The 14,933-nt window shown below is 56.1% G+C and carries 13 protein-coding genes and 3 pseudogenes; 8 read left to right on the forward strand and 8 right to left on the reverse strand.

What is annotated here, in order from left to right:
- From K6I40_RS04200 to K6I40_RS27875, 3 genes are all read left to right on the forward strand, one after another.
- Complete coding sequence (locus tag K6I40_RS04200; protein WP_222914347.1) at positions 1 to 741, forward strand: DUF1641 domain-containing protein; 741 nt, start codon at positions 1 to 3, stop codon at positions 739 to 741.
- 105 nt (positions 742 to 846) lie between these two features.
- Positions 847 to 2,232 (forward strand): molybdopterin-dependent oxidoreductase, encoded by a 1,386-nt coding sequence (locus tag K6I40_RS04205; protein ID WP_255681608.1) that lies wholly within the window; start codon positions 847 to 849, stop codon positions 2,230 to 2,232.
- 245 nt (positions 2,233 to 2,477) lie between these two features.
- On the forward strand, positions 2,478 to 2,690 hold the full coding sequence (locus tag K6I40_RS27875; protein WP_255681689.1) for a molybdopterin dinucleotide binding domain-containing protein: 213 nt from the start codon (positions 2,478 to 2,480) through the stop codon (positions 2,688 to 2,690).
- A 74-nt stretch (positions 2,691 to 2,764) separates the two neighbouring features.
- Here the strand turns inward: K6I40_RS27875 and K6I40_RS04210 are convergent, their stop codons facing one another.
- From K6I40_RS04210 to K6I40_RS04220, 4 genes and pseudogenes are all read right to left on the reverse strand, one after another.
- Entirely contained in the window at positions 2,765 to 4,516 is a 1,752-nt protein-coding gene (locus K6I40_RS04210) for an archaea-specific SMC-related protein (RefSeq protein WP_255681609.1), read from the reverse strand.
- A complete protein-coding gene (locus tag K6I40_RS27880; RefSeq protein WP_255681610.1) occupies positions 4,513 to 4,719 on the reverse strand; it encodes an ATP-binding protein in 207 nt (68 codons plus the stop codon). Before K6I40_RS27880 ends, K6I40_RS04210 begins: the two co-directional genes overlap by 4 nt.
- Positions 4,720 to 4,798: 79 nt before the next feature.
- Complete coding sequence (gene rdfA / locus K6I40_RS04215; RefSeq protein WP_222914349.1) at positions 4,799 to 5,407, reverse strand: rod-determining factor RdfA; 609 nt, start codon at positions 5,405 to 5,407, stop codon at positions 4,799 to 4,801.
- A gap of 175 nt (positions 5,408 to 5,582) precedes the next feature.
- A pseudogene (locus K6I40_RS04220) lies at positions 5,583 to 6,310 on the reverse strand (IS6 family transposase).
- Positions 6,311 to 6,544: 234 nt separating this feature from the next.
- Between K6I40_RS04220 and K6I40_RS04225 the strand changes: the two are divergent.
- The gene (locus K6I40_RS04225; RefSeq protein ID WP_222914351.1) at positions 6,545 to 7,192 is read left to right on the forward strand and encodes a helix-turn-helix domain-containing protein; all 648 of its coding nucleotides are present in this window, start codon (positions 6,545 to 6,547) and stop codon (positions 7,190 to 7,192) included.
- 679 nt (positions 7,193 to 7,871) lie between these two features.
- Here K6I40_RS04225 and K6I40_RS27885 read toward each other — a convergent pair.
- Positions 7,872 to 8,072: pseudogene (locus tag K6I40_RS27885) on the reverse strand (hypothetical protein); the annotation flags it as partial.
- Between the two features lie 171 nt (positions 8,073 to 8,243).
- Between K6I40_RS27885 and K6I40_RS04230 the strand changes: the two are divergent.
- Positions 8,244 to 9,143: pseudogene (locus K6I40_RS04230) on the forward strand (DNA-binding protein).
- A gap of 813 nt (positions 9,144 to 9,956) precedes the next feature.
- Here K6I40_RS04230 and K6I40_RS04235 read toward each other — a convergent pair.
- The 3 genes from K6I40_RS04235 to K6I40_RS04245 form a co-directional block, all read right to left on the reverse strand.
- Positions 9,957 to 10,763 (reverse strand): class I SAM-dependent methyltransferase, encoded by an 807-nt coding sequence (locus K6I40_RS04235; protein ID WP_222914353.1) that lies wholly within the window; start codon positions 10,761 to 10,763, stop codon positions 9,957 to 9,959.
- Positions 10,764 to 10,914: 151 nt separating this feature from the next.
- Complete coding sequence (locus tag K6I40_RS04240) at positions 10,915 to 11,739, reverse strand: DUF2182 domain-containing protein (RefSeq protein WP_222914354.1); 825 nt, start codon at positions 11,737 to 11,739, stop codon at positions 10,915 to 10,917.
- Positions 11,736 to 12,275 (reverse strand): DUF1326 domain-containing protein, encoded by a 540-nt coding sequence (locus K6I40_RS04245; RefSeq protein ID WP_255681611.1) that lies wholly within the window; start codon positions 12,273 to 12,275, stop codon positions 11,736 to 11,738. Before K6I40_RS04245 ends, K6I40_RS04240 begins: the two co-directional genes overlap by 4 nt.
- Positions 12,276 to 12,506: 231 nt before the next feature.
- Here K6I40_RS04245 and K6I40_RS04250 point away from each other — a divergent pair, with 231 nt between their 5' ends.
- The 3 genes from K6I40_RS04250 (at position 12,507) to K6I40_RS04260 (ending at position 14,932) form a co-directional block, all read left to right on the forward strand.
- Positions 12,507 to 13,322, forward strand: coding sequence for a MarR family transcriptional regulator (locus K6I40_RS04250; protein ID WP_222914873.1), 816 nt, complete (start codon positions 12,507 to 12,509; stop codon positions 13,320 to 13,322).
- A 176-nt stretch (positions 13,323 to 13,498) separates the two neighbouring features.
- On the forward strand, positions 13,499 to 13,885 hold the full coding sequence (locus tag K6I40_RS04255) for a cupin domain-containing protein (protein WP_255681612.1): 387 nt from the start codon (positions 13,499 to 13,501) through the stop codon (positions 13,883 to 13,885).
- Positions 13,886 to 14,134: 249 nt separating this feature from the next.
- Positions 14,135 to 14,932, forward strand: a complete 798-nt coding sequence (locus tag K6I40_RS04260) for an alpha/beta hydrolase (protein ID WP_222914358.1) — start codon at positions 14,135 to 14,137, stop codon at positions 14,930 to 14,932.
- Position 14,933 lies beyond the last annotated feature (1 nt).

Consider the following 14,933-nt stretch of genomic DNA (forward strand, 5'->3'; position numbering starts at 1 on the left):
ATGGCGAAGCCACAGCCGTCCTACCCCGAGTCAGCGACCAACGGCGCGCGGAAAGAGCGTCCCGAGGGCAACGGCGAAGCGGCCGTTAAAGACGCCCTCGCAACCCACGGTGACGACGTCGCCGCAGCGATCGAGCAAAGTGACGAACTCGCGGATGCGATCACAACCGCGGTCCTCGTGCTCGCGAGTGCCGACGATGATGAGGTTGGCCACGTCACGGACTCGGCGGCCAACCTCATCGCCGCCGCCGACGGCCTCTCGACGGACGGAACAGCGGAGTTCGCGGATGAGCTGGGTGAGAACGCCGACGCGCTTTCGGCGTCACTCGAGGTCATCGTCCAGTTCCAGCGCGAGGGCCACCTCGAAGATCTCGCGACCATCGCTGCCTCGTTTACCGAATCGCTCTCGCCCGAAGAGGTCGAGGAGTTATCGGTGATGGTCGAAGACAACGGAACCGAACTCGTCACCGTCCTCGATACCATACTGGAACTCCAACGCGAAGGGCACCTCGACGACCTCGTCGAGACCGCGAAGACGCTCTCGATGCTGGAAATCGACGAGGATGCCGCCCGCGGTATGAACGAGTTTTTCGGTGCGATCGGCGATGCCCAGCGTGACTCCGAGCCGATTGGCCTGCTGGGGACGGTGTCGGCGCTGTTGAATCGGGACATTCGGTTCGGCCTCGGATACTTCATCAGTCTCCTGAAGGCTAAGGGACGGCGCATCAGGGAACGATCCTGAACAGTGAGCAACACCAACGACCACTCGACCGTCTGTCCACTCTGTGCAGTCGGCTGTCGGCTGGAGCCCGGTGATGCGTCGTGCGCTGAGGGGGTCCCGGGACCCATGAATCCGAACGGTCGACTCTGTCGAAAGGGCATCGGCGCACTCGATGTCGACACAGGCGACCGGCTTACGCAACCACTGCTCCGAGATGGGGGCGAACTCCGGCCAGCGTCGTGGGGAGAAGCCTACGAACGGGTCGTCGACGGAATCGACGCCACCCTCGACCGTTACGGTCCCGACGCGATGGCGTTCTTCGGCGCGCCACACTGCACCAACGAAGAGAACTATCTCCTACAAAAGCTGGCACGAATGCTCGGCACGAACAACGTCGATAATCGGGCTCGACTTTGTCACGCGTCTACGGCCCGGGCTCTCGAGACGCGCGTTGGATGGCCTGCGTCGACGAACGGGCTCGCTGAACTGATGGACGCCGACGTAATTGTCGTCGCGGGGGCCAACCCCGCCGAACGCCAACCGATCGCGTTCAACAGCTTCGTCCGACCGGCAGTCAATAACGGTGCGGTGCTCGTCCACATCGATCCAATCGGTAACGCGACGACGCGCCTTGCAGATATCCACGTAACCCCTCGTCCACGAACCGACGCATTGGTGTTCGATCTGGTGAGCAGTCGACTCCTCGATGGGGACCAGGTCGATCGAAATTTCATCCGCGAGCGCACTCGACAGTTCGAGTCGTTCGCAGCATCTCTGCGGGGTCTCGACCCAGCCCAGGCAGTGTCTGTGGCGGGCGTTGACGAAACGCATCTCGATCGCCTCGCGGAACTTCTTGCGACCGCGAACAGTGTCGCAGCGCTCGTTGGAACGGGTGTCGAAGGCGACGGCACAGACGCTTCCGACGCGCTCCTTGACCTCCTCCTTCTCACCGGGAACTGTGGTCGTCCCGGTACCGGACTGTACGTCCTCCGTGGCCTCGCAAACGAGCAAGGGGCGACTGACGTCGGCTGTGTACCGGATCGGCTACCCGGTCACCGATCTGTGAGTGCGATCGACGCTCGTGAACGACTCGCCGAGGCGTGGGGCATGACACCGCCGCCAGACCCCGGTAAGAACGCCCGGGAGATGCTTACGACCTGCGGTGAGGAAATCCACGCAGCGGTCGCCGTCGGCGAGAACCCGGCCGTCTCGAAGTGCGATCCCGAGTGGACTCGCGACCGACTCGACGCACTCGACCATCTCGTTGTTCTCGATCCGTTTCTCAGCGAAACTGCGAGTAACGCGGACATCGTGCTCCCGGTCGCTGTTGGATTCGAGAAACAGGGGACCGTTACCAATCTCGAGCGGCGGGTCCAGCGCTTTTCCCCAACGAAAACCCCCCAGATTCGGTTCGTTCGGATTTCGAGATTCTCCGTGATCTCGGGACGCGGTTACTCCCCGATTCGAACGCGTTCAAACACCAAACGGTTGCCGATGTATTCGATGAACTGACCCGTGTCGCACCGACGTACAGTGGACTTTCTTTCGCCGGGCTTGGATCGTCCGGTCAACAGTGGCCAACCGACGTCGATTCGACACTGTACCGAGACAGCTTCGAGACGTCTGACGGACGAGCCGTCTTCAGTAGCAGGCGACCGAGATACGCTTTCGATTCCGCGAGCGGTCTCTCTCTGGTCACTGGCGGACGGATGGGAGGATCACAGCCCGACGCCAGCGAGGCGAACCGCGTACTCAGAATGCATCCAAAAGACGCCCGAGACCGGGATATCGAAGAACAGGAGCCTGTTGTAATTTCGAATGAGGAACAGACTATCGGGGCTAGTGTCGAGTTGGACGAGAACGTTCGGCGTACGGCAGTATACCTCCCTGCCCAAGTCGCGGATCCCCTTCTGCGTCGCGGCACAAGCACCGTCACGGTCGAGTCACCGTCCGACCGGGACCACATGTGAGACTACGAAGTGGTCGGATTTTGGGTAGTTGTGTCGCTTCGATGTACTGGTCAGATACGATGAAACAACCGTACTCAGGGCGCTGCATCGAGCGTCGAGGTGGTAATAGAACAAAAGGTGCTGTCAAGTTCATCGGCTTCCTCGGGGAGAACCGCTGTGACGACGTAATCCGCGTGCTGTTTGAAATACGTCAGGAGGCCGTAGATACGATCAGCGTCGAGCATCTCTACGGCATCAATGACGACGATGGGGAGTTCAGAGCTCACACCGTGTGCGATATACCCCGCGAGCGCGACAACGAGCCCGATAACTTCGCGTTCGCTTTTACTTAGCGTGTCGATCGTATCCTCGTAGGCAGCCCCGTCAGCAGTTGACCGCACGACGTGTAGTTCAAAATCGGTCCGAGAAGTCGATCGTTCCGTTGTCTCGGTGAGACGCTCGATCCATACGCGCTCGATGTTTTCGTACTCTAACTCATCTATCACCTGCTGCATCGATTCGTTGAACGCAGACACGAGATCGCGCTCTATCGTTTCGATCCGATCGCGCTGTTCCTGAAGCTGCTCGGATATGGACTCGCGCTCGGCCTCGAGATCGTCACGCTCGGCGCGTTCGGACTTGATCCGTTCGATCTCAGTCTCGACGTCGGTGAGTTCGTTCTCGAGTTGGCCGCGTTTGTACTCGAGATCGCTGATATCGCCGTATAGACCGATGAGTTCGTCGTCCTCCACATTGATCTCTTCAGCTTTCGTTTGAAGCGCTTCGATCTCACTCTGGAGCGACGATCGGTCATCCTCGAGCCCCTCGACTTGTTCCTCTCGGCGCTCGATTTCGTCTTCGATCGACTGTTTTCTGTCTACGAGCCGTTTGCGTGTCTCGCGTTGCTCTTCGAGCTGTCGCTTCCGGCTTTCGAGGGACTCGATCCGATCAGCGATCACGCTCTGTTGGTCTCGTTTTTCCTCGAGGATTTCCCGGACGACTCGGACCTGCTCCGCTATCTCCGACCGTTCGACGGTGTTCCCGCACGTCCAGCACGTGATCGTCCGGGACGTCGGATCGAGTTCACTGATGATGTCATCGGACTTCATCTGATCGGGGATATCAGTCTCGTCGTCCAGCAGTTGTCCGTTCATCTCTACGATCGGACTGAGCGCGTTGATCGTCGTCGTCAACTGCTGTTTTTGATGGTGGAGTTGCTCGATCTCGGTTTCGATCTCGTCGAAGTCCTGTGTCTCATCGGCACCGTGCACCTCAGCTAATCTCTCTGAAGTCCCGTCGAGATCGTCACGAAGCGATGACAATGCCTCTTTCTGTGTTCGAATTCGATCTCGGATCGTCTCCCGCTCCGTGCGTTTCTGTTGTAACTCCTCGAGTATCCGTTCGTCCTCGTCTGTCCCTCCGCTTACTTCCCTTTCCTCGATAACCTCGCGTTTTGCCTCGAGAGATTCCTCGATATCACGTATTTTCTTCTGCAAGCTATCGGCCTTCGCCTGGAGCGTCGGAAGGCGATCTACCATCCGATCTATCTTTTCGAGTCGGCCATCGATATCGTCTTTTCTGGTCTTCAGGCGATCGATCTCCGATTTGATCTCCTCGGTATCGATCGGTCTCATCAGTAAGCCGTAAATATCGTTATCGTTGACAATAGCCCGTCGAATCGGATTCGTTTCACCGAGCGCGACAAACAGTTCACAGAGCTGGTTCCGATCAGAAACGCGATCGGCATCGGAGACAACCGAGCTGCCGTTTTTCGCGTTTAGGTCGACGTAGTAGTCACCGTCGTCCGTTTCGAGTTCGACGTACCCCTCGTCAGCGTCGCTCTTCAACTTTGGATCGTTCCCCCGAGGACAGCAGAAAGTGCACGCAAAAAGGAGGACTTGTTTGACGCGTTTTCTCCCGAGAGTAGCGTGACTCCCGGAGAGAGTGTCACGTCTCCGTCTGATATTCCCCCGATGTTACGAACGTGTACACGAAGATCACCCAGTTCTTCGGCAGTATAATCTGTCGATGTCGTATTATTATATGACATGGTAGTTCAGTATTCGATGATATTCGACACTTCAATAGATAAATAATAAACCCCATAATCTTCAATCTTATGTCAACATTCATTTCTCTGTATCATTGGCGCAGTTACAACGGCCTCGCTCTAGAAGCCGAGAGAACGTATACTCTTCTCCACACTTCGTGCAGGCGATTCGAAGACTCAACGTCACGTCCACGTCGCTGATCGCCACATGACCGGCAGAGCGAAGTCGGTTAATCGTCCGTTCAGTGATGACCTCAGTCCGAGATAATAGTTTGAACACCGTATTTTTTGCGTCGGAGGTGGTTACGTTCGGCTCGTAAGATGTATCCACCCCGAGACATTCTTGGAGATGCGTTCGAATAGTCTGGTAGCTAACAAAGTCCGACGTGACTGCCTCTGGATCTACCCCTGATCGTCTGAGCCGGTCGTTTACTTCGATTTTCGAACCCGAACTCACGTCGTCGGCGGTAAGAAGGTAATACGTATTTTCGACCTCACCCTCGATTATTTCGGCTCTGGCATCCCGCATCGCGGCCTCGAGCACTCGCTGGTTGAAGTAGGTCTCGAGATCTCGAAGGCTCGCATCGGAATTCTGTTGCCGGTCCCGTAGCTTCGCATCGACATCGTCAAGTCCCCACTTCTCGCATACCCGATCGACCTTGCACACTTGACTGTCATCAGCGGACATTGGCTACCTGTAGAACGTGCGCTGGGACACCGGGTCCATCGTTACTCTACTTATGGTATCGGAGGCTAGTCGTCGCATACCTGTTTTAGATCCCGTTCATAAATAACCATAACGATATTGTTGTATCTTCTTGCCATGCTTCTGAAAGCGGGTCTGTTGTATCATAGGGCACTGTCTAGTTTAGCACCTCCGCTGGCGTCTGTCCGTTAAGTGATTGGTGCGGTCGTTGTGTATTGTAGTAGTGTATAAACTATTCAAGTCATTCTCTGACGCTTGCCCGACTGCCCACCCATGAATTATGGAAGCGGTCAGCACGTATTTTGAAGGTGTAAAACCACTTTCCGATCAGGTTTCGATCAACGTAGTTGAGCTGACCGCTCAACCCTAATCGGGAGAGGGTAGTCAGATATCCGTAGCCATCGACGAGAAACACCGTCTCGGAGAGATCGTGTTTCTCGGTCAACTTATGCAGGAACGCAGCGGCTGGATCGGTCCCTCGTCGTCCGAAGACTGCAACATCAAGAATCACCCGCGAGCCTAGGTCGATTGCAGCATATACCCAAGACCAATCGCTATTGGTCTTGACAGAAATCTTATCAAAGGCGACCCGCGACGGCTTCGCCGTCCTCAGAACGCTCTGCGTTCTGATGGGCCGCACGAGAGCGTTGCTCTTGTGGACGTCGGCGGGTCTGGAACGGTATCAGCCAGCCGATGTACCCAGTGCCAGATTGCTTGATGTGACCGTTCAACGCCGAGCAAGCGAAGAATCGCTTGTGTCTCTCGAAGCGAGCAACCGGTCGCGTGGAGACGGACGGCGAACGCCCTGACGGGCGTCGCCGTCCGCTCCCAAGATTCATCAAATTCCGCTGCGTAGCACTCGCTGAGCAGGTCTGCGAGTGACATAGCCAAACTAACTCTACGACCTGCTCATTCCCAAACTGGCCTAACTAGACACTGCCTATCATAGTGATTTATGTCCCTCGAGAGTCGTTGCCAATACAGGAAGTAGCTAGACTGAAATCGTAATCTTCCACGATGAGAAAATGATACCCGAGAAACAATGAAAAATATCTTACTTGCGGCAACATTCAACCAGCTATCCGGATGATAGGTGGATAAGAGTCATAACAAAATCAAATGTCAATAACAGCGAAAGCATATATCGAACACGAAGACCTAGCGCTCGTTCCGACACTGTGCGATCTTGATGGCGTCAATATTCGGGTGATCCACCAAGCTACGACCGATCCGACCTCCAGTACTTTCCCGTTCGTGATCGAGTACGACGATCTCGAAGAGTTAGAAGAGACACTCAATAGAGATCATACTGTGACCAAGTACGAACGAATAGATAGCAATAACGGCACCAATATATATCAGATACAACATACAGATACAGCTAAACTTATCAGCCCAGCTGTCACCCAGGTCAACGGATTCCTCTTACAATCAGAGACGAAAGATAAAGGATGGCTGATTCAGGCACAGCTATTGAGCCGGGACGCACTTAACTCTGTATGGGAGTATGCGAGGGAAAACGACATCAATTTCAGATTGCTGGAGTTGTATGAAAAACGGAAGGGAGGGTCCGATAGCTCGTTTGGATTGACGGAAGAACAACAGAAAGCTCTCGAGATCGCGTACGAAAAAGGGTACTTCAGCGAACCGCGTGAGATGTCGCTCGAGGACGTTGCCAACGAAGTCGGCATCTCCTCTACAGCGATGAGCGGCCGTCTGCGCCGAGGGATGAGAAACCTTCTCTCCTCGACACTCGTTGAAGATTAGAAATGACTTATAGCGCCCTTGGTGGGGCGCTGTTCAGATGAGAGCGTGACTGGACAAGGCGGTATGATTCGTGAGTTTTCTGTCAGAATTCAACCTCTTTATGAATTCTATGAGAGTCCATCCCCTCTACTAATCACGAAAGATGAATCTCAGCAGGTCACGGCTTCCTGAGGGTGATCGTACATGAATTCCGAATCGACGTCAGTCGGAGCACCACTCGAGGAATTCCTCCGGTCGAAGGCGAAGGGCGGCCAAGACAGCAGGAACTACCGCCGAAATCACGAATGCTGCGTCGAGGACTTTCTCAGCTGGCTCGAAACGGATCCCCGATCGGGAACGATGTCGACAAGGTTTTTGCTAAGGTAGTGGCCGAAATCTCGAGTAGCCAATCTCGGAATTCGTCTGTGATACGCGGGTTCTCCTTGAGGGCTTGTTCTGCACTTCCGTATTCAATCGCACTTGGATCAGCGTATGCTTGACAGGGCCAGCTGACCCACACGTCATTAGCAGTAACGTCGTTGAACGGGCGGTTGTCTGGATCAATGAGATCGGCAACGGCGAACTCTCCGGGTAGTTTTCTGAGTAGTCCGTTCGCCTTTGAGTGGAATCAGCTTATCTGAACAATATCGAATCGGACGGTTTTACGGTGGGGTGCACTCAATCGATACCCAACTGCATCGACAGTCAAGCCGTACTCGACAAGGATCTTGCAGCGAGCGGTGATGAGTTGCCGAGAGAACCGGACATGGTCGCTCTCAGCCATCGTATTGGGCGTATCGGGCCCTGCTTCAGACAGATGCTCCAAAATTCGATCGTCGGCGCAAGGTATCCAGTTAGCGTCGCATACTCGACTCTGCTTGCGCCAACACGTCCCTGACACGTGTTGAGTCCCGCGTCTCGCTATCGTTTGAGAGAGTACAACTCTCTCGCAACTTAGCGAATCATAGATTCGCGATGTCCGCGAAACCATCGGTTTCGCTTGATGATAAAAGACGCGTCGCGTCTTTCAAACTGTCGGCGCGTGAGGCCTTCGGAACTTAGTGAGGTCCCAATGTCAAGTAATAACTCGAGTAGCAAGGTCGTTACGGTGGATGAACAGGCATTCGAACAGGCAGGCGAGCAGACGGTCGATGAAGATAGCGTCCCAGTGGTCGACGAGACGCCGATATTCGAGGCGACGGTCAAACAGGAGATACAGGCAAAGGTAGATACGAACCACCCGGACGGAATTGCAGAGACGAGTACCGAGCGGATTCACGGTGTGACCCTCGAGCAGGAAGAACGCATCAGGGCGCGAGAGGAAGAACTCGAGCGGATAGTTCCCAGGCCGAGCTGGGAACGCAGGAGGGTCGTGAAAAGCGGACGCGAGAGATTGCCGCGAGACGGAGCGTAGAGCGGCGTGTGACGTTCCAGAAACGGACTGCGAGCGTGAACCCAATGGCTGACCCGGAGCGGGCGGATCCCCGTGCAAAACTCACTCAGAAAAGAGTTGGCGGCAGTGAACAAGCAATCGATGCGGCTGGCCGAGAAGTTGGATGGCTAGTCTCGAGCGGCGATCAGCCGGCGGTTGGGTGAAGCCGTCGTCAGTGGGAAAGACCTGACGAGTACGGTCGTCAACGTGTTCGAGGAGTTGCAGACAGCGCCCGGACAGGTGATTCCCATTGGGAAACTCGAGGAGGTCGATCGAAACGAGGTGAACATCGACGGGTGTGTCGAAATGCTGTGGGATCCATCGCATCCGAGCATTGCGCAGGTCGGTCTCATCGCAGACGACAGTGGACAGACGCGTGTGACGATCTGGAAGAAGTCCGAAGCACTGTGGATCGAGGAAGGTGAGCAAGTGCGCATTCACAAGGCGGCCCGGAACTGGTACGAGGGACGTGTCTCACTGGCCGTGACCGGCTGGAGCACGATACATTTCCCCAATCGCGATCGCTGGTGGGAAGCGTAGTTGATTACTGCGGTCTTCTTTTTGCTTCGTGCCAGTCCAACCCAGACCACCTCCTCCCCACCTTCCGCTCCGTGCTCGCTTGGGAAGGCGAACGTAGTGAGTCTTCCCAGCTCTCGTTCGCTCCGTTCACGAAAATTTCGCTGCGCGCGCAGCCGCAACCTCAGAGAGGTCAGTTAACTACTATCCTGGGAGATCAGTATCCAAAGAGAAAATCTTCTATTTTGCATATTTTTACTAATTGGATCTGAACTGAGTCATTTTCGGATCAAATCCTGCAGCGCCCATACATTTGAGGTACAATAATCGCCCGACGGCGCGGCGATTATCGGTCGAACGGGCCGGTTCGTTGCTTTCGTTCGATAGCTGACCAAGCGAGTTGGTGTCACGGGGATCCGCGTACATCCAAACCGGTCGGTAGAGAGAAAATCAATCGCCGATTGGCGGCCGATCATTGCTGGAGATTACCTCCACCCAAATCTTGTCAAAAGTTCTGTGCTGCATCTCTCATGGGGCCCTCGTTTATTTCGTCTCATCGGCACTGAACTGACCATAAAGTACTGCGTGCGCATGGAACGCTTCCAGCATCCACGAACGAAGTGAGCGGTTCACCGACGGCGAGGCCGAAGGCCGAGCCGTCGGCCTTTTTCATCGAAGTTTTTGCGCCGAGTGGTTCGCCGTGGCGAACCCGAGGCGGAAAAAGTTCGTTCTCTGTATCCAGTATGCCACCTCTGACAAGGTCTGAGAAGGTTTCAGTGGTCGTGCTGCATATATCCCACTCCACCGCTGATAAGCCGGTGATCGGTTGGCACTAAATCAGCCGACTACTGCCGTCGTCAGGCAGTACTCCATGGGAACGGCATTCTGGCTATCGTCAAAGTACTGCTCGATAGTCTCGATCATTTCCTCACGGAGGGCCGGGAGATCGTCTTCGTCGATGTTTTCGAGTGCTACGATGAACATTCCAGACTGGGTTACTGCGGCCTCCCAGTAGTGTTCCGGTGAGAGAACGGGCGTCAATACTGTTCCAGTCTCAAACACGAGTTCATCGACATTGTCGCCTAACCGTTTCCTCACGACGTCAGGATCGCCCCACAGGAAGGGCGGAACCGGCGCATCTGGCTTCGGTGGGAGATACTCGGTCAACGTTTTACCCATCGCTGGGACGACGCTCGCAGGCGTCCATGAGGTAAACGCGATCTGCCCACCCGATCGCGTTACTCGAAGCAGCTCCTGAGCGGCAGCATCAGGCGGGTCTGCGAACATGTGACCGACGCATGAGAGCGTTATGTCGAACGCATCGTCATCGAACGGGAGATCCGTCGCAGTACCTTCGTGCCAAGAGATATCCTCGACACTTGCAACCGCGGCATTCTCTTTGGCCTTCTCAAGCATTGTCGGGGTGATGTCCAGACCGGTGACGCTGGCACCTCGCCGAGCAGCGGTGATGGCGATGTTTCCGGTCCCACAGCCGACATCTAGTACGGTATCGTCCGAATTGACGTCCGTCGCATCAACGAGACGAGCCGCCATGGACAGGAAATGCGGTGCGATGTCCGAATAGGACCCGAGCGACCACACAAATTTCGCGTGCTCCTCTGGAGACGATACTTCTTGAGCCATGGTAACAAACTACGCCCCGGACCAGTATAACACTATGTGCTGAGCGATACATCCTCCGTATTCAGCAGCTGATTCCCGAGAGTTTCTCGGTAGGTCGCCAAGCGGCTGTGGTGAATACAGGGTTCCTATCCATCGATCACGCCGGATGATTCTACACGAAGGTGACCAAGATGAGGGCACTCCCAGCGATGCCAGCGACTACGCCAACACCCTTAGCCAGCTGTGTTCCCCATGAAACCGTTCGTTCGAGCGAAAGCAGGATCGCAATGAGCGCCATCCAGACGATATTCATCGAACCGACGACCACCATAAACGCGAACAGGGCCCAACAGCACCCGACGCAGAAGATGCTGAACTCCCAGCTCATACGGATGGCCCCACGAACGCCCGGCTGGTGGTGACCCATCAGGAAGCCGAGCGGCGACCGGCACTGGCGCAGACAACGGTCTTTGTACGGCGAGAGTTGATACCCTGCTAGGAGCAGTAGTGTCCCGCCCAACAGAAGCCCGCCATGTTCAGTCGCAAGGGTGCCAACTGGCACCACGGTGTTGACGATGAGGGGAACAACCCCTGTCAGCGTCCACAGGAGTGCGTATGTTCCCATAACCGCCCCAACCCGTGCTGCTTTTCCTGTAGCAGTTGTTCCCTCAAGCGTCTTGGCGTAGAGTCGGAACAACGGGACCGAGGACGGATACATCATTGCGACCATCATCACGCCCCACATGAGCAGGTAGAGTCCGATTCCGGTCACCCCGTTCGAAAGCGCCATCGCTTCCGGCGCTCCAGGATCGGACATCTGCATGTCTCTCGCTCCGCCCGGCATCGGGAGCCAGCGGCCGATGACCACCCCCCACGCGAGCAACGCGATCACGTAGGTGACGAGTGCGACAGTCGGGATCCGGCGGTTGAAATGATCGCCGAACAATTTCCCTGTGGACCTGAGCAATTGGCGGGAGCGGTCTCCCACCGTCGTCATGCGTTCGCTAACTCGAAATCACAGAAGAACGCGTTGTTCTCCGAGACGTCCCACGTGAATTCGTCGTTGTATTCGACCGTGGCAGTGGTGGATTTCCCGGTAGACATCTCCAGACTCTTCGTGAATGGATGGGGTGCGATCCTTCCGAGTTCCTCGTTGAAGCCGTATTTCCCGGCCACCTCCATGGAGATCATATCACCGACCTCGACAGAGAAATCTGCCCCATCCCGGGTGAATGAGAACGGGGCGGCCGCGACCTCGGCACTTTCGACGTGGGTATCGGCAGCGACCGCGAAGATGCCGCCGGCCCGGCCCGATAAGATGTCTTCGAGAGCGGCCTGCTGGTCGTCGTCGGCCGTCTCGTCGATGATGACCACCATTTGCCAGGCAGTATCCGGATCGAACAGGACTCCCTCTTCGCTCCGGATGAGCATCGCAGCGTGGAGGCCACTCAAATCGACATCACCGTAGTGGCCGTCTTCGATATGCCACGCGAACGAGACCGTACAGATATTATCGTCTGGAGATTCCAACACGATACACTGACAGGTGGCGTCACAGTTACACGCTTCAACGTAATCACCGCTGATGGACCATTTTTGTGACATAGATACACTGTCGCCGCCCAATATGAAGTAGTCATCCAGTGAAATCCAGTCACTACGTGCAATGGTCGGACGCATCCATACGCGGATCGTAAAATTCTATATCGAATTCATATGCTGTACAAGATGAACGAATAGTTATGTCGTTGGCACACCTATGTGTTGTATGTATCAAAGGGCACAAATTCTACGCCTCTCGACGATATCGAGTTCCTCGCACGATCAGAACACCGCGTCACAGTATTGGCTGCGCTGGCTAGGCGTCCCCAATCCCGGACTGACCTTCTAGAGCTGACTGAGGCGTCAAGTTCTACGATCGGGCGCACGTTGCGCGAGTTCGAAGGACGTCAGTGGATCGAGAAGGACGGCCACCAGTTCGAGGCCACACAGCTAGGTAGATTCGTCGCGGCGGGCATGCGGGAACTGACCGACCGGCTCGAAACGGAGCAACGGCTTCGGGACGTCTGGCAGTGGCTCCCGTCCGAGACGAGTGGCTTCACCATCGAAATGGCGTCCGATGCGGTCGTGACGGTAGCCGGTGCTGATGACCCGTATGGCCCAGTGAACCGATTCGTGTCGTTGCTCTGGGAAACGGACGGGTTTCGGTTCGTCGGGCACGACGTCGCCCTGCTGGAGCCGTGTAAAGACGAGCTCCGTCAGCGAATCCTCGACGGCATGCAGACGGAGGTCATCGACCCGCCAAGCGTCGCTCGATACATCCTCTCGACGTACAAGGAACACTGTTCAGAGCCGCTGGAGAGCGGTAATCTAACGGTCCAGATGCACGATGAGTTGCCCGCCTACGGACTCAGTCTCTTCGACGACCGAATCGCAATCAGCGGCTACAACACGGAGAGCGGGACGGTCCAAGTATTGCTCGATACCGATGCACCGGAGGCACACGAGTGGGCGATATCGGCGTACGAATCCTACCGACGCGAAGCGCGACCACTCGCCCTCAAAATGGCAGCAAAGTGACCACATCAGTGCCGCCGGAAAGATCGGCTGCCGCTCCTCTCCCAGCGAGAGCCCAGCTGTCTGCAGGAGTGATTCTTGCACCGCCTGCAAGACGGTCGGTGGCTGGGTGAGTATCACTGGATGCCTACATGCTCCGCTCACTCGTAGTGAGACGTACTGAATTCGAGGCCAAGCCAGTGCACCAAGCAAAAGAAGACCTAACAGTCGTCATGGAGACGCCAGCAGCGGTCGTTCAACAGCAACCGGGGTTCGGAGCCGCGACCGAATACGGCGAACTGGCCGCAGAACACTTCCAGGTGAGCGCGGGAACCGACCTCACTCCCTTGCTGAAAGGACTCCACGAAGATACCTGTCAGTGCCCACACTGGGGATACGTGATAGAGGGCGAAATCAACGTCCAGTATTCCGACGGAACCGAGGAAGTAGACGACGCCGGGGACCTCATCTACTGGCCGCCAGGCCACACACTCTGGGTTGACGAAGACACGGAGTTCATCCTGTTTAGTCCACAGGCGGACCACATGGCGGTCTTCGAACATATGGCAACCAAGATGGACGAATAACGATGACAACGACACTCAACCAGGTGATGGAGATCGTCTCGTGTCCGCGCTGTGACCGAGAGACACCCGTTTCAGTTCCGGACACGGATGTAGACTTGGAAGTTAGACGATCTGTCGCGCTCTATGGCGATCACACGACCGTCACGTGTCCAGCTGATCACAGATTCTGGGTGTATTTCTGTTGAAGAAGAGTACTCGTGAATACAACCACCCATGACAGAAACAACACCACTAGACTCAGATACGGAAATGGGAACAGTCACGTCTACTGATGGGACCGAGATCGCCTTCGAACGGACGGGGAGCGGGCCACCACTCGTGCTCGTCCACGGAGGTGCCTGCGATCACCGGTTCTGGGACCTCTCCAACATCCGTTCCACTTTCGCAGAACAGTACACGGTCTATCCGATGGATTGCCGTGTTGTTGGCAAAAGTGACGACGCCGCCGAGTACGAACTGGAACGGGAGTTCGAGGACGTGGCTGCGGTCGTCGATCACCTCGACGAATCGGTGACGCTCCTCGGGCACTCCTCCGGGGCGCTCTTATCGCTGGAGGCGGCCCTGCGTATCAATGATCTCCACAAACTCGTTCTGTACGAACCGCCGATTCCGGTCGGCAACCACGAACTCTACTCCGAGGAGGCGCTCGCGGAGATGAAGCGCCTGCTGGACGAGGGGAAGAACGAACAGGTGCTCGTGCTATTCCTCCGAGAAATTGCTCAGTCTACGCCGGAGGAAATTGACGCGCAGCGCTCGGCACCGGACTGGCAAGACCTCGTGGGCGCGGCCCACGTCTGGCCGCGCAGCGTGCAAGCGGTCGGCGAGTACGAGTTCGATGCGGCCCGATTTGCAGACTTGACCACGCCGACCGTGTTATTGACCGGCAGTGAGGGTCCACCGTTCTTGAAAGACGCCACGGAACGGGTCAACGATGTGCTTCCGAACAGCCGGATCATTACCTTCGATGGGCACGCGCATGAGGCGATGCTCACCGCACCGGACCGCTTCATCGAAGAGGTGCTTGTATTCACTCTTGAATCGAACTAAG

Source organism: Natrinema sp. SYSU A 869, assembly GCF_019879105.1.
GTDB lineage: Archaea > Halobacteriota > Halobacteria > Halobacteriales > Natrialbaceae > Natrinema.

Coding starts and splice junctions, on each gene's coding strand:
- K6I40_RS04200 (WP_222914347.1), top strand. CDS start 1: ATGGCGAAGCCACAGCCGTCCTACCCCGAGTCAGCGACCAACGGCGCG.
- K6I40_RS04205 (WP_255681608.1), top strand. CDS start 847: ATGAATCCGAACGGTCGACTCTGTCGAAAGGGCATCGGCGCACTCGAT.
- K6I40_RS27875 (WP_255681689.1), top strand. CDS start 2,478: ATGCATCCAAAAGACGCCCGAGACCGGGATATCGAAGAACAGGAGCCT.
- K6I40_RS27880 (WP_255681610.1), bottom strand. CDS start 4,719: ATGTCATATAATAATACGACATCGACAGATTATACTGCCGAAGAACTG.
- rdfA (WP_222914349.1), bottom strand. CDS start 5,407: ATGTCCGCTGATGACAGTCAAGTGTGCAAGGTCGATCGGGTATGCGAG.
- K6I40_RS04225 (WP_222914351.1), top strand. CDS start 6,545: ATGTCAATAACAGCGAAAGCATATATCGAACACGAAGACCTAGCGCTC.
- K6I40_RS04235 (WP_222914353.1), bottom strand. CDS start 10,763: ATGGCTCAAGAAGTATCGTCTCCAGAGGAGCACGCGAAATTTGTGTGG.
- K6I40_RS04240 (WP_222914354.1), bottom strand. CDS start 11,739: ATGACGACGGTGGGAGACCGCTCCCGCCAATTGCTCAGGTCCACAGGG.
- K6I40_RS04260 (WP_222914358.1), top strand. CDS start 14,135: ATGGGAACAGTCACGTCTACTGATGGGACCGAGATCGCCTTCGAACGG.